The organism is Asanoa ferruginea, assembly GCF_003387075.1.
Lineage (GTDB): Bacteria > Actinomycetota > Actinomycetes > Mycobacteriales > Micromonosporaceae > Asanoa > Asanoa ferruginea.
Map to the genome: position 1 here is coordinate 8,363,692 of NZ_QUMQ01000001.1, position 20,263 is coordinate 8,383,954.

At 70.1% G+C, this 20,263-nt stretch carries 21 protein-coding genes and 2 pseudogenes; 12 read left to right on the forward strand and 11 right to left on the reverse strand.

Features of this window, described 5'->3' with window-relative positions; all coding sequences use genetic code 11:
- Positions 1–286: 286 nt before the first annotated feature.
- From fxlM to DFJ67_RS38950, 3 genes are read right to left on the reverse strand one after another with little or no spacing between them, the layout of a single operon-like run.
- Complete coding sequence (gene fxlM, locus DFJ67_RS38940; protein ID WP_116074255.1) at positions 287–1,516, reverse strand: methyltransferase, FxLD system; 1,230 nt, start codon at positions 1,514–1,516, stop codon at positions 287–289.
- A gap of 9 nt (positions 1,517–1,525) precedes the next feature.
- Complete coding sequence (locus DFJ67_RS38945; protein ID WP_116074257.1) at positions 1,526–2,524, reverse strand: TerC/Alx family metal homeostasis membrane protein; 999 nt, start codon at positions 2,522–2,524, stop codon at positions 1,526–1,528.
- 26 nt (positions 2,525–2,550) lie between these two features.
- A complete protein-coding gene (locus DFJ67_RS38950) occupies positions 2,551–3,837 on the reverse strand; it encodes a hemolysin family protein (RefSeq protein ID WP_116074259.1) in 1,287 nt (428 codons plus the stop codon).
- A gap of 109 nt (positions 3,838–3,946) precedes the next feature.
- Between DFJ67_RS38950 and DFJ67_RS44855 the strand changes: the two are divergent.
- From DFJ67_RS44855 to DFJ67_RS38975, 4 genes and pseudogenes are all read left to right on the forward strand, one after another.
- A pseudogene (locus tag DFJ67_RS44855) lies at positions 3,947–4,798 on the forward strand (LysR family transcriptional regulator); the annotation flags it as partial.
- Between the two features lie 13 nt (positions 4,799–4,811).
- Positions 4,812–5,690, forward strand: a complete 879-nt coding sequence (locus DFJ67_RS38965; RefSeq protein ID WP_170216165.1) for a LysR family transcriptional regulator — start codon at positions 4,812–4,814, stop codon at positions 5,688–5,690.
- A 105-nt stretch (positions 5,691–5,795) separates the two neighbouring features.
- Complete coding sequence (locus tag DFJ67_RS38970) at positions 5,796–6,011, forward strand: DUF3311 domain-containing protein (protein WP_116077174.1); 216 nt, start codon at positions 5,796–5,798, stop codon at positions 6,009–6,011.
- Positions 6,002–7,621 (forward strand): sodium:solute symporter family protein, encoded by a 1,620-nt coding sequence (locus tag DFJ67_RS38975; protein WP_116074262.1) that lies wholly within the window; start codon positions 6,002–6,004, stop codon positions 7,619–7,621. Before DFJ67_RS38970 ends, DFJ67_RS38975 begins: the two co-directional genes overlap by 10 nt.
- Before the next feature lie 3 nt (positions 7,622–7,624).
- Here DFJ67_RS38975 and DFJ67_RS38980 read toward each other — a convergent pair whose 3' ends face one another.
- Both DFJ67_RS38980 and DFJ67_RS38985 read right to left on the reverse strand, forming a co-directional pair.
- Complete coding sequence (locus DFJ67_RS38980; protein ID WP_116074264.1) at positions 7,625–8,554, reverse strand: GNAT family N-acetyltransferase; 930 nt, start codon at positions 8,552–8,554, stop codon at positions 7,625–7,627.
- Positions 8,555–8,757: 203 nt separating this feature from the next.
- Complete coding sequence (locus tag DFJ67_RS38985; protein WP_116074265.1) at positions 8,758–9,147, reverse strand: RidA family protein; 390 nt, start codon at positions 9,145–9,147, stop codon at positions 8,758–8,760.
- Between the two features lie 71 nt (positions 9,148–9,218).
- Here DFJ67_RS38985 and DFJ67_RS38990 point away from each other — a divergent pair, with 71 nt between their 5' ends.
- Positions 9,219–9,812, forward strand: coding sequence for a CGNR zinc finger domain-containing protein (locus DFJ67_RS38990; RefSeq protein ID WP_203783665.1), 594 nt, complete (start codon positions 9,219–9,221; stop codon positions 9,810–9,812).
- Here DFJ67_RS38990 and DFJ67_RS38995 read toward each other — a convergent pair.
- Complete coding sequence (locus DFJ67_RS38995; RefSeq protein ID WP_239097250.1) at positions 9,809–10,627, reverse strand: enoyl-CoA hydratase/isomerase family protein; 819 nt, start codon at positions 10,625–10,627, stop codon at positions 9,809–9,811. The genes DFJ67_RS38990 and DFJ67_RS38995 overlap by 4 nt on opposite strands.
- A 5-nt stretch (positions 10,628–10,632) precedes the next feature.
- A complete protein-coding gene (locus DFJ67_RS39000) occupies positions 10,633–11,157 on the reverse strand; it encodes a carbonic anhydrase (RefSeq protein WP_116074269.1) in 525 nt (174 codons plus the stop codon).
- Between the two features lie 83 nt (positions 11,158–11,240).
- On the opposite strand from DFJ67_RS39000, the gene DFJ67_RS39005 reads away from it, so the two are divergent.
- From DFJ67_RS39005 to DFJ67_RS44255, 4 genes are read left to right on the forward strand one after another with little or no spacing between them, the layout of a single operon-like run.
- Positions 11,241–11,468, forward strand: a complete 228-nt coding sequence (locus DFJ67_RS39005) for a putative signal transducing protein (protein WP_147315783.1) — start codon at positions 11,241–11,243, stop codon at positions 11,466–11,468.
- A gap of 23 nt (positions 11,469–11,491) precedes the next feature.
- On the forward strand, positions 11,492–12,100 hold the full coding sequence (locus DFJ67_RS39010; protein ID WP_116077177.1) for a CatB-related O-acetyltransferase: 609 nt from the start codon (positions 11,492–11,494) through the stop codon (positions 12,098–12,100).
- A 54-nt stretch (positions 12,101–12,154) separates the two neighbouring features.
- On the forward strand, positions 12,155–12,655 hold the full coding sequence (locus DFJ67_RS39015) for a SigE family RNA polymerase sigma factor (protein ID WP_116074273.1): 501 nt from the start codon (positions 12,155–12,157) through the stop codon (positions 12,653–12,655).
- Positions 12,652–14,019: a hypothetical protein gene (locus DFJ67_RS44255; protein ID WP_170216166.1), complete on the forward strand. Its 1,368-nt coding sequence runs from the start codon at positions 12,652–12,654 to the stop codon at positions 14,017–14,019. The genes DFJ67_RS39015 and DFJ67_RS44255 overlap by 4 nt, the downstream gene beginning before the upstream one ends.
- 55 nt (positions 14,020–14,074) lie before the next feature.
- Here the strand turns inward: DFJ67_RS44255 and DFJ67_RS44860 are convergent.
- Positions 14,075–14,746, reverse strand: a pseudogene (locus DFJ67_RS44860) (alpha/beta fold hydrolase); the annotation flags it as partial.
- A 282-nt stretch (positions 14,747–15,028) separates the two neighbouring features.
- Here DFJ67_RS44860 and DFJ67_RS44865 point away from each other — a divergent pair.
- On the forward strand, positions 15,029–15,343 hold the full coding sequence (locus tag DFJ67_RS44865) for a DUF6082 family protein (protein WP_409362934.1): 315 nt from the start codon (positions 15,029–15,031) through the stop codon (positions 15,341–15,343).
- Positions 15,344–15,360: 17 nt separating this feature from the next.
- On the opposite strand, the gene DFJ67_RS39025 is transcribed toward DFJ67_RS44865, so the two are convergent.
- From DFJ67_RS39025 to DFJ67_RS39035, 3 genes are all read right to left on the reverse strand, one after another.
- Positions 15,361–16,026 (reverse strand): tetratricopeptide repeat protein, encoded by a 666-nt coding sequence (locus tag DFJ67_RS39025; protein WP_116074275.1) that lies wholly within the window; start codon positions 16,024–16,026, stop codon positions 15,361–15,363.
- Positions 16,027–16,090: 64 nt separating this feature from the next.
- Positions 16,091–16,798: a type 1 glutamine amidotransferase domain-containing protein gene (locus DFJ67_RS39030; RefSeq protein ID WP_116074277.1), complete on the reverse strand. Its 708-nt coding sequence runs from the start codon at positions 16,796–16,798 to the stop codon at positions 16,091–16,093.
- Between the two features lie 20 nt (positions 16,799–16,818).
- Positions 16,819–17,265, reverse strand: coding sequence for a MarR family winged helix-turn-helix transcriptional regulator (locus tag DFJ67_RS39035; protein ID WP_170216167.1), 447 nt, complete (start codon positions 17,263–17,265; stop codon positions 16,819–16,821).
- A 101-nt stretch (positions 17,266–17,366) separates the two neighbouring features.
- Here DFJ67_RS39035 and DFJ67_RS39040 point away from each other — a divergent pair, with 101 nt between their 5' ends.
- The gene (locus DFJ67_RS39040; RefSeq protein ID WP_170216168.1) at positions 17,367–18,563 is read left to right on the forward strand and encodes an MFS transporter; all 1,197 of its coding nucleotides are present in this window, start codon (positions 17,367–17,369) and stop codon (positions 18,561–18,563) included.
- A 78-nt stretch (positions 18,564–18,641) separates the two neighbouring features.
- Positions 18,642–20,261 (forward strand): glucose-6-phosphate isomerase, encoded by a 1,620-nt coding sequence (gene pgi, locus DFJ67_RS39045; protein ID WP_244940455.1) that lies wholly within the window; start codon positions 18,642–18,644, stop codon positions 20,259–20,261.
- Positions 20,262–20,263: the final 2 nt, after the last annotated feature.

Genomic DNA, 20,263 nt, shown 5'->3' on the forward strand with positions numbered 1-20,263 from the left:
CTCCCCTGGCAGCCTCGCGGGGTGGATGGGTTGCCGGACGAGACGACGCTGCCGCCTCGGCGGTCGTGGCCAACTCCGCGATGAACCGTGAGCGGCAGTTGGCCAGACCCAACAGCTACGCTTGCGAGGTCCGCTTCGACCCCCTTTTATCGCCTCCTGCAACGGCTGCCCGACCGCCAATCAGTGGCCTGGCTCGACCTGTGCCGCGGACGCCGGCGAGCGCTACTTGGCTGGGCCAAGGTTCTGATCGCGCGCTTCCAGCACTGGCAGCACCGCTGGCTCAGCTTCACCGTGAACCTGCCTGACGCGCCGCCGCGGATAGCCGATCTGTCTCCAAACCAGACGACATTGGAGACAGGGCGATCGTAAGGATCGTGTCGGGCCGGGCGATGTCGCCCGGCTGGACCGGTCGGGTTCCCGCTCGGTAGGCAGCGACGGCGGTTTGGTTGGGACGGCCGGCTCTTTCCCAGCGCTCGAGGAGACCCGCCAATTCGGCGGCGAGCTGGTCGGCGTCCGGTCCGTGCGCGACGGCGCCGATCTCGTGGCGGCTGTCGCCGACCGGCCGGAAAGCGACGTAGGCGATGGTGCCGCCGTCATAAAGGGCGGCACCCGCCCAGCGGTAGGCGGGGGAAACCAGATCGCTCTCCCCCGGGTCGAGACGACCGAAAGGCTTGTCGGCGTGCGCGAGCAGCCACAGGTCAAGATGGCCGACCGGGTCCGTGTCATCGACCTGGATGCCGGTCCAGCGTTCGTGCCGCGGATGCCGCATGGCGCGGCTGAGGGCCGCGCTGTCAGGTTCGTCGGCGGCGTCCAGGTTGAGGACCACCCCGGCACCGAGGCCGACCCGCTCGTCGGCGTGCCGCGCGATCCCCCGCATGGGAACGAAGCCGCAGACCAGTGGCGCCGTGGTGCTGACCAGGTGGTGCGGGGCGATGCGGTCGAACGCGAAGCATCGGGTCAGCCCGCTCTCGTGCACGCGCAACGGGACGACGATGCGCCCATCGGCGGCGAGTTGGTCCCACCACGCGGCCGAGATGTCCCACGCGCCGGCGGTGACGATGATCCGGTCGTAGGGCACCGCCTGGCGATGGCCGAGGGCGCCGTCACCGCGGATCACCTCGACATTGCGGTAGCCGGCGAGCCGAGCGCGGGCCGAGTCGGCGAGGTCCTGATCGAACTCGACGGTGACCACACCACCCACGGGGCCGACCAGCTCCGCGAGCAGGGCCGCGTTGATGCCCGTGGCCGCGCCGATCTCCAGTACGCGGTGGCCGGGCTGGGGGTCGAGCTGTTCGAGCATGTCCGCGACGAGGGCGGGGTTCGACGCCGACGACAGTGCCGCACCGCCAGGGTCGCGCTTGACGACGATCTGGCGGCATCGGTAGACGGTCTCCGGCTCGACGCCTGGGAGGAACCGCTCGCGGGGCACCGCCTGAAACGCGCGCTCGACGGCGGTCGAACGAAGGTGGCCGTTCTGCTTGAGCACCGTCACGAGCTGCTCGCGTAGCGCGTCCACCGAAGCTGCCTACTCCGGCTCGTGCGGCTCGCGAGGGCCGCGGAGCGAACCCGCGTGTGCCTTCTTGCTCGGATCCCGCTTCACCGCGATCAGGCTGGCAACCGTCGTGACCGTCAGGACGACGGCGATCACCACCAGCGAGAGGTTCGTCGAGATCTCCCAGACGCTCTTGGAGATGTCCTCATGCGCCCAGTGCAGCGCCAACTTGACGCCGATGAACCCGAGAATCAGCGCCAGCCCGGTCGACAGGTAGATCAGCCGATCCAGCAAACCCTGCACAAGGAAGAACAACGCTCGGAGGCCGAGCAGCGCGAACGCGTTGGCCGCGAAGACGATGAAGGTCTCCGAGGTCACCCCGAACACCGCCGGGATGGAGTCGAGGGCGAACAGCAGGTCGGTGCTGCCGATCGCTACCAGCACCACGAACAACGGCGTCGCGACGCGTTTGCCGTTCTCGCGTGTGAAGAGCTTGCCGTCGCGGTAGTCGTCGGTGATCGGGACGATGCGCCGGGTCGCGCGTACCAATGCGTTGTCGGCGTCTGGGTCCTGGTCCCGGTGTCGGTAGAGCTGGACCGCCGTGTAGATCAGGATCAGGCCGAAGATCAGGAACATGACCGAGAAGAGCGACAGCAGCGCGGCGCCCAGCAGGATGAAGACCACCCGGAACGCCAGGGCGAGGACGATGCCGAACGTCAGCACCCGCTGCTGATGGGCCGCCGGCACCGCGAACGTGGTCATGATGATCACGAAGACGAAGAGGTTGTCGACCGAGAGGCTCTTCTCGACGAGCCAGCCGGCGAAATACTGGGTGCCGAACTCCCAGCCCGAGATCGACGCGAACACGACGCCGAAGACGACGGCCACGCCGATGTAGAAGACCGACCAGGCGACCGCCTCCTTGAAGCCGACCGCGTGGGGCTTGAGCGTGCCGATGATCAGGTCCAGCGCCAGCAGCGCGAGGATGACCAGGATCGTGATCGTCCACCCGAGGGCGCTGACCTCCAGCATTCGGTCCTCTCCTCCGTCGCCTTTGATCAGCTAGCTTGCCCTACCGCGTCCACTCTCGGCCGGAGGCGGACCCGGGTGATGGCCCGGCCGGTCACTTCGGCGACCTCCGCCGTGAAGCCCGGCAACTCCACCGTCTCCCCCGGCGCCTTCGGGATGTGCCCCAGCCGGGCGAGCAGGAGACCGGCCACCGTGATGTAGTCACGCGGCTCGTCGTCGCCCAGGTCAACACCGATATCAGGCAGATCATGGATGGGGTACGTGCCGACGAGCAGCATTTCCCCGTCGGCGTTTCGGACGACCGCCTGAACGTCGCGGTCGGTCTCGTCGTAGATCTCGCCGACGATCTCCTCGACCAGGTCTTCCATGGTGATGATCCCGTCGACCGCGCCGCGCTCGTCGACCACGACCGCGAGTTGCTGGCGCTGCTGGCGCAGTTGCCGGATCGCGTCGGTGACCTTGAGGGTCTCGGGCAGGAAGAGCGCGGGGCGGGCGTGCTGGGCGACCGTGCCGTCGGCGTCGACCAGGTCGCGGATGTGCACCGTGCCGAGCACGTCGTCGAGGCCGTCCGGACCGACCACCGGCGCCCGGGACTGACCCGCGCCGGCGATCAGCCGCAGCGCCGCGTCGGCCGGGGTGCCCGCCGGCAGCGTGAAGACGTGGCCGCGCGGGGTCAGCACCTCGCGCAGCACCCGGTCGGCCACCTCGAACGCGCCGCTGATGATCATGCGTTGGTCGGCCGGGATGGTCTGCTGCGCCTCGACCATGTCGCGCAGTTCCTCGGTGCTGACCTCCTCGCGGCCCGCGTCGGGGTCTCCCCCGGCCAGCCGGACCACCAGGTTGCCGGTCTTGCCGAGCAGCCAGACCAGCGGCCGGGAAACCGTCGACAGGACATCGAGCGGCCGGGCCACCACGAGCGCCCAGCCCTCGGCCCGCTGCATGGCCACCCGCTTGGGCGCCAACTCCCCGAAGACCAGCGTCACGAAGGTCAGCACGATGGTGACCACGACGATCGCGGCGGGTTCGGCGCCGTTGCCGAGGAAGCCGAGCGGCTTGATCAGCGGCTGGGCGAGCGAGACGGCCGCGGCGGCGGAGGCGAGGAAGCCGGCGAGGGTGATGCCGATCTGGATGGTGGCCAGGAAGCGGTTGGGGTCGCCGGCCAGGCGAGCCAGCACCCGGCCCGCCCGCGAGGTGCGCTCAAGGCGACGGATCTGGCTCTCCCGCAGCGACACGAGCGCCATTTCGCTGCCCGCGAAGACCGCATTGAGCAGAACCAGCACGAGTACGAGGGCGACCTGCAGCCCGTAACCCCCCACAGCGTCCCCTCCACCGTCCGGCCCAACGACAGTAGACTCCCATGCCCGACCCGCGCCGCGGCAAACGCCGGGCCTTCCGTGCCGGACCCGTGGGCGTAACACTGTCGCAATGGACCCGCGGCAGGTGCGCAACTTCCTCGCCGTGGTCGAGCACGGCGGGTTCGGTCGGGCCGCCACCGCGCTCGGTCTCGCGCAGCCGACGCTGTCGCAGTCGGTCAAGGCGTTGGAGCGCGAACTCGGCGTCGCCTTGTTCCGCCGCGCGTCGCACGGTGTCGTGCCGTCCGGGGCCGGGCGCCGGCTCGTCGGGCCGGCCCGGCAGCTCATGCACGACATCGCCCGGCTCGGCGCGTCGGTCGGCGGCCACGAGCAGCCGGTGCTGAAGCTGGTCGCCGGGGCGCCGCTGGCCACCCATCCCGGCGCGGGGCTGGTCAGCTCGTTCGTCGCGGCGCATCCCGACGTGCGGGTGCACCTCGACCGGGCACCGGACCGGTCGGCCGACGACGACCCGGTCGTCACGAGGATCCGCGACGGCGTGAGCGAAGTCGGCCTGGCCTACCTGCCCGCGCCGCTCGACGATCTGCGCGCGATCGAACTCGGCCGGCACGCGTTCGTGCTGGCGTTCCCGCCCGGCACCCGGCTGCCCGACCGGCAGGTGCCGCTGAGCGTGCTCGACGGCCGGCCGCTGATCAGCGTGCCGCCCGGGTCGAGCCAGCGCCGGGTGATCAAGGCGGCCCTCAACACCTCCGGCGTGCGGCCGCACCTCGTGGTCGAGAACGGTCAGCGTGACCTGTCGACCGCGTTGGTGCTCGCCGGGGTGGGCGCCACGTTCCTGCCCGACGCCGCCGCGGCGGCCGTCGCCGCGCGCGGTGCGGTCGTGCGGGCGGTCGACCCGCCACTGCACATCGCGTACGGGCTGGTGCACCGGCCGGTCGAGCTCACCGCGATCGCGGCGGCGTTCGTCGAGCACGTGCGCGGTGACCGTGGACATCCGCCGCCTGGCCTACTTCGTGGCCGTGGTCGAGCACGGCAGCGTGAGCGGGGCCGCGGCGGCGTTGCGGGTGGCGCAGCCATCGCTGTCGCAGTCGATCCGGGCGCTGGAGCGCGAACTCGGGGTGACGCTGTTCGAGCGGCAGCACCGCGGGCTCACGCTGACGGCCGACGGGAAGGCGCTGCTCGACCCCGCGCGGCGGGTGCTCGACGACGCCGATGCCGCGCGGGCCGCCGTACGCGGTCCGGATCTGTCCACGCTCGGTGTGCTCAACCTGGCCGTACACGACGTGCTGGCATTGGATCTGACCGAAGCCCTCGCCGACTTCCGGCGGGCGCGGCCCGACATGGCGGTCCGGCTGTTCGCGCCGAGCGACGAAGACGATCTCGTCCGGGTGCTCGTCGAGGGGCACTGCGAGGTCGGGCTGACCTATCTCCCGGTGCGGCATCCCGACCTGCGCAGCCGGCCGTTGCGCACGCGGTCGGTCAGCCTGGCCCTGCCCGCGAGCGGCGCCGCCTATCCCGACCCGCTACCGCTCGCCGCCCTCTCCGGGATGACCGTCGTCGACACGTTGAAGGAATTCTCCGCGGCCCGCACCGCGATCCGGGCCGCGCTGGTCGCGCACGGCGTGGTCATGCGGCCGGCGGTGCGCAGCGCACATCGGGAGGCGATCGTGCCGCTGGTGCTCGGCGGCGCCGGCGTGGCGTTCGTGTCCGACCGGTATGCCCAGGAGGCGGCCGCGGCGGGTGCGGTGGTCCGCCGGCTCGACCCGCCGATCGACATCACCTTCGGGCTGCTGTTCCGCGAGGGTGGGCTGTCGCCGGCCGCGCGGCTGTTGGTCGACCTGATGGTCCGCGGGCATTGATGCATGTAACCCGCCTATGGGGACAGTGACAATTCGTCTTTGCTTTCTCGGTGCACACGGTTTGTGATCAACCGCGTCCCGTCGGTTGACATCGAGGAGGAGCCGATGACGCGGCGCGCTCGTCCATCCCGCATCTGGTATCTGCTATTGGTTCCGCCGACGGTCGCTCCCCTGCTCACGCCGCTCTACAACAGGTTGGAACCGACGCTGTGGGGACTGCCGTTCTTCTATTGGTGGCAGTTGATGTGCGCGGTCCTCTCGATGGTCCTGCTCACCGTGGTGCACCTCGCCACCCGTGAGCGGGGGCCGGCATGGAAGTAACGGTTTTCATCGCGTTGCTGGGCGCCATGCTGGTGCTCGGCTTCGCGGCGGCGAGTTGGCGCCGCCCGCATGACATCCACAGCCTCGAGGAATGGGGCGTCGGCGGCCGGGCGTTCGGCAACTGGGTCACCTGGTTCCTGCTCGGCGGGACCATGTATTCCGCGTACACCTTTGTCGCTGTTCCGGCTCTGACCTATGGCGCCGGCGCGATCGGGTTCTTCGCGGTGCCGTTCGCCATCATCACGACGCCGTTGGCATTCGTGTTCACGGCGCGGATCTGGTCGGTGGCACACCGGCACGGCCTGCTGACGCCCGGCGAGTTCGCCCGCGCCCGGTTCGGTTCGCCGGGCCTGGGCGCGCTGATCGCGGTGACTGGCATCATCGCGACGATGCCCTACGTGGCCGTGCAGTTGCTGGCGCTGAAAGCGGTCCTCAGCACGGTCGGCGTGACCGGCGAATGGCCGCTGCTGATCGCGGTCCTGGTCGTGTCGCTCAGCACGTTCCGGTCGGGTCTGCGCGCGCCGGCGCTGCTGTCGATCGCGAAGGACATCCTGCTGGCCTGGGTCGTGGTGTCGGCGCTGCTGGTCGTGACGATGTCGAGCGGCTGGCAGCAGATCTTCCAGCGGGCCGGCGGCTATTTCGCCAGCACCCCGTCGCCGGGCGATGGCCTGCTGCTCGCGCCGACGGGCCAACTCGGCTTCGTCACGCTGATCCTGGGCTCGGTGCTGTCGATCTTCGCCTATCCGCACGCGCTGACCGGCATGCTGGCGGCCAAGGACCGCTCGACGATCCGCCGCAACATCGCCGCGTCGCCGATCTACTGCCTCGTACTCGCGTTGATGGCGCTGTTGGGTTTCTTCGCCCTGTCGGAGGGCGTGCGGCCGGTGAACGGTGACCTCAACACGGTGATGCCGCAGATGTTCCACCAACTCTTCCCGGCCTGGTCGGCCGGAATCGCACTGGCGGCGCTGGGCGTGGCCGCCCTCATCCCGGCGGCGGTCATGTCGATCTCCGCGGCGAACGCGTTCACGCGCTCGATCTACCGCACCTACCTGCGCCCCGACGCGTCACCCGGCGAGGAGGCAAGGGTCAGCCGCTGGGCGTCACTGGTGGTCAAATTCGGTGCGGTGGCATTCATTCTGGCACTGCAACCGTCGTACGCCGTAGACCTCCAACTCATCGGCGGCGTGATCATCCTGCAGACCATCCCGGCCGTCTTCCTCGGCCTGGCAACGGCGTGGTTCGACTGGCGCGCCCTGATCGGCGGGCTGGTGACGGGCCTGGTCGCGAGCATCGCCCTGCTGTGGGACATCCAGCAACTCGGCCCCGGCGGCACCGTCGTCAAGGCCCACTTCGGCGGCTCGACGATGCCGGTCGGCGACACGGGCGCGACCATCTACGTCGGCATCGTCGCGCTGGCGGTCAACCTGCTCGTCGTGATCGTGCTGACCCTGCTGCTGCGGCTGATGCGGGTGCCGCGGGGCGTGGACGCGACCCGCCCGGAGGACTACGTCGCCGACGTCGACGACCCGACCATCAAGCGACTCGACGAGATCCTCGACGGCCTGCCGACCAGACCGGTCGGCGCCCACGCACGCCGACCGGGCTGAGCGTCACTCCCAGGTCATGTCGACCTGTCGTTCGAAGACCTCGTAGCCCGCCCGGGCGAACGCCTTCGCCATCGGGATGTTGCCGACGTCGGTGGCCGCGCGGATGCGCGGGACACCCTCCGCCGCGAGCAGGCGGGTGCCCTCGGCCAGCAGTTCGGCGATATAGCCGTTGCCGCGGTGGGCGGGCACGACGCCGATATAGGCGATGATCGGGTTGTAGGAGTTGCGGGCCGGGATGACGAAACCGACCGGTGTCCCGTCGTCGAGCACGCCGATCCGCCACCACTCGCGCGGTGACTGGTAGCCGAGCAGTTCCTCGTCGTATTGCTGGTTGGCCTGCTCGGCCGCACTCATCCGCGTGAGTTCGGCCTGGCTGTGCGCGTCGAGCGTGCCGTCGAGCACATCGGTCATCAGGGCGACCAGGTCGGCGCGGTCGGCGACCGGCCGGAAGGTCAGGCGCCGGTTGTCGACTTCAGGAACGCCGCGCTCTGGCAGCCACTCGAGCCGGAGCCGCTCGACCAGCAGCTTCGCGCCGGTGCGTTCGAGCGCGGCGACCCGCTCGGTGACCACCCGGTTGGCCGCCGGGTCGTCGAGCCAGTCGAGTGGGGTGAACCTGATGTATTGCGGCAGGGTCGCGCCCTCCGGGAAGACCGCGGCCGTGGCCGCCTCGAACAGCTTCAGGGCAACGTCGACGCTGCCGGGCGAGTCGTCGAAATCGAAGAAATCCAGCGCGTAGGGGTCTTCGCCCTCGCGCCAGGTCCACCAGCCGACCCGGGCGACCACCTGGTCGTCGCGCAGTGCCACCCACAGCCATTGCGGCCGGCGGCGGCCCTCGGCGAGGTCGCGGGCGAGTTCCTGGTCGAGTTTATAGCGGAGTTGGCAGAACAGGGGCAGTTCGTCTGGCCCGGTGATCGGGCGCAGGACTGTTGTCATGGGCACATTCCTTGCTCGGGTGTGCCCGTCTCCGGATCTCGCGTCAGCGCGTCGGCGACGCGAGCGAAGGCACGGGCACGACGATGGCGTTCATCTGCTCGTCCCTCCTCTCGTTTCCTGCGGCCCGCACGCACGGAACCGTTCGACGCACAGAGATACCGGACCAGACGACCGCGCCGCAACCCGGTTTTCCCGGCCCGCGGTCAGACGACGGCGACGGCGTCGATCTCGACGAGAAAGCCCGGTCCGAGATCGGCGACGACGTGGACGGTGATGGCCGGGGGCGGGTCTTCCCGGTTCCAGACCTCCTGGAACGCGGCCACGCCGTCGTCGAACGACTGGCCGGCCACCGTGGCGATCCGCCAGTGCACGATGTTGGCCAGGGTCGCGCCCTCGCTCTCCAGGATTGTGGCGAGGTTGAGGAACGCCTGCTTGGACTGCTCCCCCACGGTCGGCCCGACGACCTTGCCGTCGGAGTCGACGCCGTTCTGACCGCTGATGTAGATGGTCTTCGTCGGCTGCTCGACCACGACCGCCTGGCTGAACGCGGGGCTGCGGTGGAGTCCTTCGGGGTTGATGTGCCGTACACCCATTGCCTTGCCTCCTGATCGATGGCTGACACCGGTAATAGCGGTTACCCAACAACACTAGTTATAGTGGTGTCATGCGAGGGAGCGCAACCGGACGGCTGTTGAACGACCCCAAGGGGGGCTCGTTCTGGTTCGATGCCGGCGCCATCTGTCTCGACTTCGCGCACACCGGCGGCGAGGGGCAATACGCGGTGTTCGAGAGCCTTCACCGGCCCGCTGACCTCGGCGAATGGTTGGCCGCGCCACCGCTGGGCGTGGTCGTCTCGGTCCCGGTCTCGGCCGGCGAGCTGACCGCAGCCAAGACGTTGCGTCAGGCGATCTGGGAGGTGGCGCACGACCGGGCGGCGGGTCGGCCCCTGACGGCCACGGCCGTCGCGACCATCAACCAGGCCGCGACGCCCGCGCCGTTGCTGCCCGCGCTGGCGGCTGACGGCACGACCGCGGAGTGGGCGTCGCCGGTGAGCGCGACGCAGGCACTGTCCACCCTGGCCCGCGAGATGATCGAGCTGTTATCGGGGCCGCTCGCCGAGCGCATCCGCGAGTGCGCGAGCGACAACTGCCCGCTGGTGTTCGTCGACTCCTCGCGCCCCAACGCCCGCCGCTGGTGCGCCATGGAACGGTGCGGCAATCGCCACAAGCTCCGTGCCCTCCGGGCCCGGCGCGCCTAGAACTCGAAAGCGCGAGTGCCGAGGCGTTCTTCGAGGTCGCCGGGTTGTTGCAGGCCGGCCGCGAAGGTCGCCGCCGCCCAGCTTTGGACCCGCGGGGTGGCGAGCCGGGCCGCGAAGGCCGCGGCCTGCGGCGGGTATTCGCGTTCGTCGGGCAGCGTGAGGGCGTCCACCCAGGCCTTCAGCTCGGCCAACGTGGCGCGGTCGGCGCGCGCGACCCGGTTGGCGAACGCGGTCACGAAGTCGTCGAGTTCGGCGTCCGGAACGGCGCGGTTGACATAGCCGTAGCGCTCGGCGAGGTCGCCGTCGAAGTCGTCGGCACCCGCGAGGATCTCCAGAGCCCGACCGCGCCCGACCAGGCGCGGCAACCGGGCCGGAGCCCCGCCGCCGGGCGGCACGCTGCCCGCGCCCATCTCGAACTGACCGATCAGGGTGCGCTCGCGGCTGGCGAAGCGAACGTCGGTCGCCAGCAGGAACTCGCTCCCGGCGCCGCGGGCCCGGCCGCGGATCTTGCTGATCGTCAGCACCGGTAGCTTGCTCAGCCGCACCAGGATGTCGATGAACGGGTGCTGCCCGGTGACCGGCGGCGGCTGGTCGGCCAGGCGCGCGAGGTCTTCGTTGAGATCCCAGTGCGCGATGAAGTAGTCGGGGTTGGCGCTCTCGAACACGATGACGGTCAGCGCGGGATCCTTCTCGGCCGCGTCGATCAGAGCGCGCGTCTCGATGATCGTCTGGGCGTCGAACAGGTTGACCGGCGGGTTGTCGAACGAGACGCGCCAGAACGACGGCGACTCCTTACTGACGTTGAGCTGTGCCACGCCGGTCACCGCCCCGTGGGTGCGACAACGGTTTCCACGAGTCCGGTGTGGACGTCGTAGACCAGTCCGGACACGGGAAGCCCCGGCGGGAGCGCCCGTTTGATGAGTTCGACGTCCATTGCGACGGAGGCCCGCGGGTCCATCACGGCTTTGCCTTCGAGTTCGGCGACCGGGATCTCGAAATACTCGGCCAGCTGCTCGGGGTAGGCCGCGAGATCCCTGATGCCGCAGTCGGTGTGGTGCAGGACGACCAGGTGCCCTCCCGGCTGGGGCGGTCCCGGCCTGCGCGCCTGTGCGACCTTGGCCAGCATCACCCACGAACGCAGGGTCGCCGGCGTCACCCGCCCACCGATGTTGCGCATCACCACGGCGTCGCCGAACGTCAGACCCAGCACAATGCTCGGGTCGACCCGCGGGTCGACGCAGCCGATCACCCGCAGGTTGCCGGTGGACTGGAGCGGCAGATCGGCGAACACCCCGCTGGCGACGAACTCAGCGTTGCGCCGAGCCAACTCGTCGGTGTCGATCACAATCCCGATCGTACGCCCGCTTTGCCCAGATTTTGCGTTGATCTCGCTTGGGTCCGGCGCCGTGCCGGCCTAGTGTCGATGGCGTGGATAGTGGGCCGGTCACCGTGGCGATCGTCAGGAGCCGCATCGAGGCCGAACTGGCGGTAGGCCTGCTGCGCAGCCAGGGCCTGCGGGCGGCCTTCATCGCGGACGATGTCGGTGGGCAGGAGCCGCAGCTGCAACAGGACGGCGTACGCGTCATCGTCGCACCGGAAGACGAAGCCACCGCCCGGCGCATCCTCGCGGACCTCGACGACCCGGGGCCCGAGTGATCGATCCGACCGTCCTGCATCCCATGCCCGACCAGCCACGCGTGGTGTTGCTCAAACCCCTGGTCACGTCGCCGCTGATCGAGGTCGGCGAGTTCTCCTACTACGACGACCCCAACGATCCGACGGCCTTCGAGACCCGGAACGTGCTCTACCACTTTGGTCCCGAGCGGCTGGTCATCGGCAAGTTCTGTGCCCTGGGCGAGGGCGTCCGCTTCATCATGAACGGCGCCAACCACCGCATGGACGGCCCGTCGACGTTTCCCTTCCCCATCATGGGTGGCTCGTGGGCCGACCACTTCGATCTCATCACCGGCCTGCCCGGCCGGGGCGACACGGTGGTCGGCCACGACGTCTGGTTCGGCTATCAAGCCATGGTCATGCCAGGTGTACGCATCGGCAGCGGCGCGATCATCGCCTCGGGCTCGGTGGTCGTCGACGATGTCCCGGACTACGGCATCGTCGGTGGCAACCCCGCGCGACTGATCCGCCGGCGCTACAGCGACGAGACCGTGACCCGCCTGCTGGCCCTGGCCTGGTGGGACTGGCCGACCGAGCACATCACCGAGCACCTCCGCACGATCATGTCCGGCACGGTCGACGACCTCGAAGCCGCCGCACCAACACGTCCGTAGCCGGGCACAACCGAAACGGGGTCGCTACCACTCCTATTGGGGTGGGAGGCCGGGTTGCGGAATGAACAGGACTACGTCGAGTACGTGCGGGCGCGGATCGGGCGCCTGCGCCAACTCGCCTACCGGCTGTGTGGGCAGTGGCCGGCCGCTGACGACCTCGTGCAGGACACCCTCGTCGCGCTCTATGTGCATTGGCGTAGGGCGGCCGCCGCGGACTCGCTCGACGCCTACGTCCGGGCGATGCTGGTGCACGCCTTCCTGGCGGAGCGGAAACGGTCGCGCCGCCTCCAGCCCGTGGCCGAGGTGATCGAACGCGCGACCGTGCCGCTGGCCGGTGCGGAAGACCGGATCGACCTGCGGGCCGCGCTCGACCGGCTCTCCCGTGGGCAGCGGGCCGTGCTCGTGCTGCGCTACTGGGAAGACCTCGACGTCGCGCAGACCGCGGCGATCCTCGGTTGCTCGACCGGGACCGTCAAGAGCCAGACCTCGTACGCCATCAAAGCGCTGCGTCGCCTGCTGCCGAACCACGAGCCCGAGGATGCGGACACGGCATGAGAGAACTGTTCGCGACGTTGCCCGACGAGCCGACGCCGCCGTTGCCGCCCGGCTACCTGGAGACCGCCCTCGCCCGGGGGCGCCGCTCGGTTCGTCGCCGGCGGTTGGGCACCACCGCGCTGGCGGCGCTCGCGGTGCTGCTCCTCGCCAGCCTCGCTACCTCCGTGGTCCCGTTTCAGACCGCCGCACCGGCCACGACGCCGAGCCTGCCCGACACCCTCGCCGGGTACTCGACCCTCACCAGCACCGTCGCGAAGGCGCCGCCGGGCCGTGCGATCGCCCTCTACGGCTACGGCAACGGCGAGCTGTTCAACATGTTCCAGTCGCTGGTCGTCGGCGCCGACCGCGACACCTACCGGCGGGTCGACGCGATGGAGGAGCGCGACCGCCCGTCCGCGCTGCTCGCCCCGGACGGCACCAAGGTCCTGCTCGGCGACGACCGCGGCGCGACCGATGACCTGCTTCTCGTCGACCTGGGCACCGGGGAGCGCCGGTCGATCCCGCTGGGCGCGCCGGTCGGCGTGCGGCTGCTGGCCTGGTCGCCCGACGGCCGCTACGTCGCCTACAGCGCCGCACCCCTCCGCAACACCGGCGAGTTCGGCACCGTCAACGTCGTCGAAGCCGAGGTCGCCCGGACCGGCACGCTGCGGATTCTCGACGTGGAGACCGGGCGCAGCACCGAGGTGCCGACCCTGCAACCGGCGTGGACGGCGGCGTTCGCACCGGACAGCCGCAGCGTCGCCGTGCAGGTCGGCCAGCGGGCACACCTGATCGACCTCAGCGGCGCTGAGCAGGCCACTGTCGACATCCCGGCCGGCCGGGAACTCGCCGCGGAGGTCGGCTGGTCCCCCGACGGCCAGTTCCTCGCCACCGTGCCCTGGCTCGCGGAAGGGCCCTTCAACGGCAGGAGCGGTGGCGACACCGGGCACGGCACCTTCCTGTGGAAGAACGGCGACCTCGCCTTCGTGCCCCTCACCGCCGACGGCACACCACCGCCGACGGCAGTCAAAGACGTCGTTCAACTGCTTGGCTGGCGTACGCCGCAGATGGTGATCGTCGCGACCATCGACGCAGTGGGCCACGCGGCGATCGTCGAGGTGCACCGCGACACCGGCGCCCGCCGCACGCTGTCCCGCTTCGACACCGGTCACAGCTGCGAGCTGCACACCCAGACCTGCCAGCTCTTCGACCTGCACCTCGCCACCGGCCTGCTGCCCGACCTGGCGGTCCGCGACGCCGGCCGCCCACAACGCGGCGGCCCCTGGCCCACGCTGCTGACCGCGCTCGCGGCCATCGCCCTCCTCGGCACGGCCTGGCTGCTGTGGCGGCGGATCGGGCACCGACGCGGTCGCGCAGCGCTGTAGCGAAGAGCTCCGGCGCCTCGAGCCATGGGTTGTGCCCCGCGTCCGGAATGATGACGACCTCGCACCCGAGGCGGGCACCGAGCCGCCGCAGCGCGGCCACCGGCCGGCTGTCGCCGGCGCCACCGATGATCACCGTGCCGGGCGGTAGGCGCTCGCGAAGGTCGTCCACCCGCGACTCCAGCGGGTCGGTCCGTTTCGCGGCGTTGAGCTGGCTGTTCATCGCATAGTTGACGGGCCGCAGGGTCCGGGCCGAGGCGAGCGCCCAATCCCACGCCCGGGTGCGGTCGGCGTGGTCGGTGCACCAGGACAGCGCGAGAAACTCGATCTCCTCGGCGTCGGTGCGGGCCTGGATCGCGCCGAGTTCGTCGAGCCTGGCCCGCTGCCGATCGGTGCGGCGCGCGCGCTGCGCCGCCAGGTCCGCTTCGCGCCAGGGGTCGAGGAACGGGCCGGCGATCAGCACGAGCCCGGCGACCCGCTCGGGATGGGCGAGCAAGAAATAGCTGGCGATATTGGTGCCGAACGAATGCCCGACCAGAACGACCTTTTCGTGCCCCCACACGTCGAGCAACCGCACCAGATCCGCGACGTGGCGGGCGATCGTGTGCTCGCCTTCCCAGCGCGACCCGCCGGTGCCGCGCTGGTCATAGCGATGCACCAGACACAGGTCGGTGATGAGGTCGGCGACGGGTGCGAGATAGTCGGGCACCCCAGGACCGCCGTGAATCATGACCACCGGCGCCCGCTGCGCGGTCGGGTCGCCCACTGTCCAGGTGCGCAGCCGCACACCGTCATCCAGCTCGACCAAGGTCGCGGTCACGGACTCCACCCCTCCGACGAAGCCTTCATTGACCGGCGGTGTTCTTCTGGAGTCAGCCAGTCACATCCTTGGAGTTCCCAGTGAATGGTCCATGGCGATCTTCCCGAACCGTCAGGCGGGTAGCCGCCACGTCGGTAGCGCTCGTCGCTTCCCTAGCCCTCACATTGTGGCTAGCCACGGCCGAGGCGGACGATCTCGAAAAGCTCAGCAACATCGGCTGCTCGCCGCGATCGCCCTCTTCGGAGTGCTGTCGTCGTTGCGGCTACAACGCCTGCAAACGCAGGTCGCGGCGACGAGGCCCGCGTCGTCGCCTACATCAGCATGATCTTTGCGTACCTGAAGATGGCTCTCGTTGTCGGTGGTCTCGCGGAGCAGGAGCTCAGAGCCGCTACGCCGGCGATCTTCACAAACCCCCGGACGCGGGCCTTCTGGGCCGCCGCGCGATCCACATATCTGGCTGACGACAGCTCCGCAGCGAGCCGGACGGGTGATCGCCCTAGTGAGTGAGCCGACGCGCGGCCACCTCACTCAGCGGCAATCTCGGTTCTGGCCTGATCGATCTGCCGGACGATGGCGTGGGCAGCGTGGGCCCGGGCGATCGCGTCGGCCTCGTCGAGGATCGCTGCCGCGTCCGCGGAGCGGTGCTGTGCGGCGGCGACGTAAGCCAGCCCGACCAGGTTGGCGGCCACGAACGGCAGCGACCCGGCTGCGCGCCGCAGCCGGGACGATTCCTCCAGCCGCTCCCGCGCCTCGTCGAGACGACCGGCCTGGTGTGCCGCGACACCCAGGTGCCGCAACGCCTCGGACTCGGTCAGCGAATCGCCGGCCTGCGCGGCCAACTGGCGGGATCGCTCCAGTCGCGGGACCGCGGTCTCGTTGTCACGCCGGATGACCTGGTGCAGGCAGCCGATCCAGAACAACGCCTCGGCCTCGCCGCGTACGTCGCCCAACGCCTGGTAGAGCTTGGCGGCGCGCTCGAACAGCGGCAGCTCCGCCGGGTCCTCAGACGGTGACGAGCGGGCCCGCTCGTCGAGAAATCGCGCGTGCAGGATGCGGCCGCGGGCGAGCGCGGCGTCGGCCTCCACCGCGTCGAGGCCGCGTTCGGCCTCGGCCAGACCGCTGGCGTCGCCGCCGAACACCGTCTGGTCGTAGGCCGTCGTGACGCGGGCGAACCGATCGTCGGCGCTCACCGCCGCAGCGTACGACCGTGCTGGCCGCGGTGGGGGGCAGCCGCGGCCAGCACGGAGTCTTTGGTCAGCTCGCGAGCGCCTTCACGACGGCCTCGGCGACCGCCTCGCCTGACGCCGGGTTCTGGCCGGTGATCAGGTTGCCGTCGACGACGACGTAGGTGCCCCACGCCGGGCCCGACTCGTAGGCCGCCCCGCCGGCGCGCAACCGGCTCTCCAGCAGCCAGGGCGCGTTGTCGGCCAGCCCGGCCTGCCGCTCCTCGTCGTCGCTGAAGCCCGTCAGCGTGCGGCCCTTGAAAAGCCAACTGCCGTCCGGGTTTCCGGCGGACAGGAAGCTGGCCTGGCCGTGGCAGAGCGCCGCGACGACCTTGGTCGGGTCGGGTAGCAGCGTCGCCAGGACCCGGCCCATGTCGGGGTTGACGGCGAGGTCCTGCATCGGGCCGTGGCCGCCGGGGACCAGCACGGCGTCGAAGTCGGCCGGGTTCACGTCTTCCAGGCGGACCGGTGCGGCCAGCAGGTGACTGGTCGCCTCTAGGTAGTCGGCGACCTCGGCCGCCTTCTCCGCGTCGCCGAAGTTGGCCTCGACCGTCAGGCTCCGGGCGTCGACGACCGGGACCCGGCCACCGGGGGTGGCGATGGTGATCGCGACGCCGGCGTCCGAGAGGACCCGGTGCGGCGCCGTGAACTCCTCGCCCCAGAAGCCGGTCGGGTGCTGGGTGCCGTCGGTCTGGGTCCAGACCCGGGCACCGCTGAGCACGATCAGTACGTTTGCCATTGACATGTCCTTCCCAGGGCTCACCGGGTGGTGAGCCGGTCGTCCTGTGCGATGTCGCTGAGCTGGGCGCGGAGCTCGTCGGCCACCGCCGTTCCGAGCACCTCGGCGACCTGGTCCTGAGCCGAGTGCCACAGCACCGTCGCCTGCTCGTAGCGCCGGCGACCCTCGTCGGTGAGGGTGATGCGTACGCTGCGTTTGTCGGCGGTGCCCTTGGTCATGCTGACCAGGCCGTCGCGCTCGAGCGGCCGCAACGAGTGCCCGGCCCCCGAGCGGTCCAGCACGAGCGCGCGGGCCAGCTCGTTGATCGTCATCCCGTCGCCGCGGGCCAGCTCGCCGAGGATCGCGAACTGCGTCGACCGCAGGCCGGCCGGCGCCATCACCTCGTCATACAGCGAGGTCAGGCGGCGCGACGCCATGCGCAGCGCCGTGGCGTAGCACTTCCGGGTCGTCTCTTCGCGCAGCTCCACGTGAACAGCCAACCACCGCCGGGGCACGACCATGCCGAGAATTAGGGGCATGTGCCCGTAATCACTAGGGGAATATGCCCCTACCCGGAGATGGTGGGCCGATGCGAATGCGACGTGCGCCGTTCTGGGCGGCCGGAAGCGTGATCGCCCTGGGTCAATGGGGTGGGACCGCACCATCAGTGCTCTATCCGGTGTACGGGGCCCGATGGCACCTCTCGCCGGTCACGACGACGACGATCTTCGCGGTCTACCCCACCCTGCTCGTGATCGCGTTGCTGATCTTCGGCAGCGTCTCCGACGTGCTCGGGCGGCGCTTCGCGATGCTCACCGGTGCCGCCCTGATCGGCCTCGGCGCCATCGTGTTCACGTTCGCACCGTCCGAGCTCTGGCTCTACGTCGGCCGCGGGATCTCCGGGGCGGGCACCGGCATCTCCGTCGGCGCCGCCAGCGCGGCCCTGGTGGAGTTCAACCGCTCGAAATCGCCGGCCCGGGCGAGCGCGGTCAACACGATCGGCAGTTCGGTCGGGCTGCTCGGCGCCTCGATCGTCAGCGGCGCGCTCGTGCAGTACGCGCCAGGGCCGACCCGACTGCCGTACCTCGTCATGTTGATCTTGTCGCTGTTGGTCGGTGGTTGGGTGGCCCTCGGGCCGGGACAGCGCCGGACAGCCGGCGTCCGCTGGCGACCGCGCCCGATCGCCGTGCCGGCCGGGACCCGCGCCGCGTTCGCCGCCGCGGCTCTCTCGATCTTCAGCGGCCTGGGCCTCGGATCGATCATCCTGTCGCTCGGCGCGCAGATCTCCCGAGACCTCATCCACACGCACAACGTGCTGGTCCAGGGGCTGCTGCTGGGCATCTCGTCGGGAGTCATCGGGCTCGTGGCGTTGCTGTTCCGCTCGCTGCCACCACGGACGTCGATCATGCTCGGCGGCGCGAGTGGCGTGCTGGCGCTGGCCGCCCTCGTGCCGTCCAGCCTCGACCACTCGTTGCCGCTCTACCTCGCGTCGCAGATCCTCGGCGGTGCCGCCATGGGCTTCGCCCTGCTCGGTGGGATCGGCCTGATCCAGCGGGAGGCACCGGCGCATCACCGGGCCGCCCTGATCTCCTCGTTCTACCTGGTCGGCTACCTGGGCCAGGGCCTGGTCGCCACCCTTGCCGGCCTGGCCGCCACCGCGTGGGGGCTACCGGGAGCGATCGTCGTCTTCTCGATCGCGCTGGCCGCCGTGGGCATCGTGGTGATGGTTGTCGCACGCGCTCCGTCGGCGTGGCGAACCGCCAGCAGCGCTGTGGCGCGCCGGTAACATCGGGCGGGGCTCGCTCCGGGGTGACCCCACCCACCGACGCAGCCGTCCGACCCGATCGGGGGAACGATGTCGACGATGCCGCTCCGCGAGCGTCCTGCCTGGAAAGCGCTGGCCGCGCACCACGCGGAGATCGGCGGTCGACACCTGCGGGAGTTCTTCGCCGACGATCCGGGGCGCGGCGAGCGGCTGCGGGCCGAGGCGGCGGGCCTCTACCTCGACTACTCGAAGAACCGGATCACCGACGAGACGCTGCGGCTGCTCATCGGGTTGGCCCGCGAGTGCGAGGTCGAGCAACGCCGCGATCTGATGTTCTCCGGTGCGCCGATCAACACCTCCGAGCATCGCTCGGTGTTGCACGTCGCGTTGCGGATGCCGAAGGGCACCTCGCTCGTGGTCGACGGCGTCGACGTGGTGGCGCAGGTGCACGAGGTGCTCGACCGGATGGCCGCGTTCGCCGACCGCGTCAGGTCCGGTGACTGGCGCGGCCACACCGGCAAGCCGATCCGCGCCATCGTCAACGTGGGCATCGGCGGATCAGACCTCGGACCGGTGATGGCGTACGAGGCACTGCGCCACTACACCAACCGCGACCTGACGTTCCGGTTCGTGTCCAACGTGGACTCGACCGACTTCGTGGAGGCGACCCGCGACCTGTCCGCCGAGGAGACGCTGTTCATCATCTCCTCGAAGACCTTCGGCACGCTGGAGACGCTGACCAACGCCCACTCCGCACGCGACTGGGTGGTCGGCCAACTCGGCGACGAGGCCGCGGTCGCCAAACACTTCGTCGCGGTGTCCACCAACGCCGAGCGGGTCGCCGAGTTCGGCATCGACACCGCCAACATGTTCGGTTTCTGGGACTGGGTCGGCGGCCGCTACTCGATGGACTCCGCCATCGGCCTGTCCACCATGCTGGCGGTCGGTCCGGCGGGCTTCGCCGACCTGCTGGCCGGGTTCCATGAGATGGACGAGCACTTCCGCGAGACGCCGCTGGAGAAAAACCTGCCGGCGCTGATGGGCCTGCTCACGGTCTGGTATGTCAACTTCTTCGGCGTGCAGAGCGTCGGCGTGATGCCCTACGAGCAATACCTGAAGCGGTTCCCGGCCTACCTGCAACAGCTCACGATGGAGTCCAACGGCAAACACGTCACCATCGACGGGCGCCAGGTCGACTACGACACCGGGCCGGTCTACTGGGGCGAGCCGGGCACCAACGGGCAACACAGCTTCTACCAACTGCTCCACCAGGGCACCCGGCTCATCCCGGTCGACCTGATCGGGTTCGGCAAGACCCTCAACCCGCTGGGCGAGCACCACGACATTCTCAGCTCCAACGTGTTCGCACAGGCGCAGGCGCTGGCGTTCGGCAAGACCGAGGAGGAGGTACGCGCTGAGGGCACCGCCGCCGATGTCGTGCCGCACCGGGTCATGGAGGGCAACCGGCCCAGTAACGTGCTGCTGGCGGAGCGGCTCAGCCCGCGGCTGCTCGGCGCCCTGATCGCGCTCTACGAGCACAGCGTCTTCACCCAGGGCACGATCTGGGGCATCGACTCGTTCGACCAGTGGGGCGTCGAGCTCGGCAAGGTCCTCGCCGTGCAGATCACTCCAGAGCTGACCGGCACCGGCGACGTGTCGGCCGACCTCGACTCCTCGACCGCGGCACTGATCCGTCGCTACCGCGCCTTGAAGGGCTGACC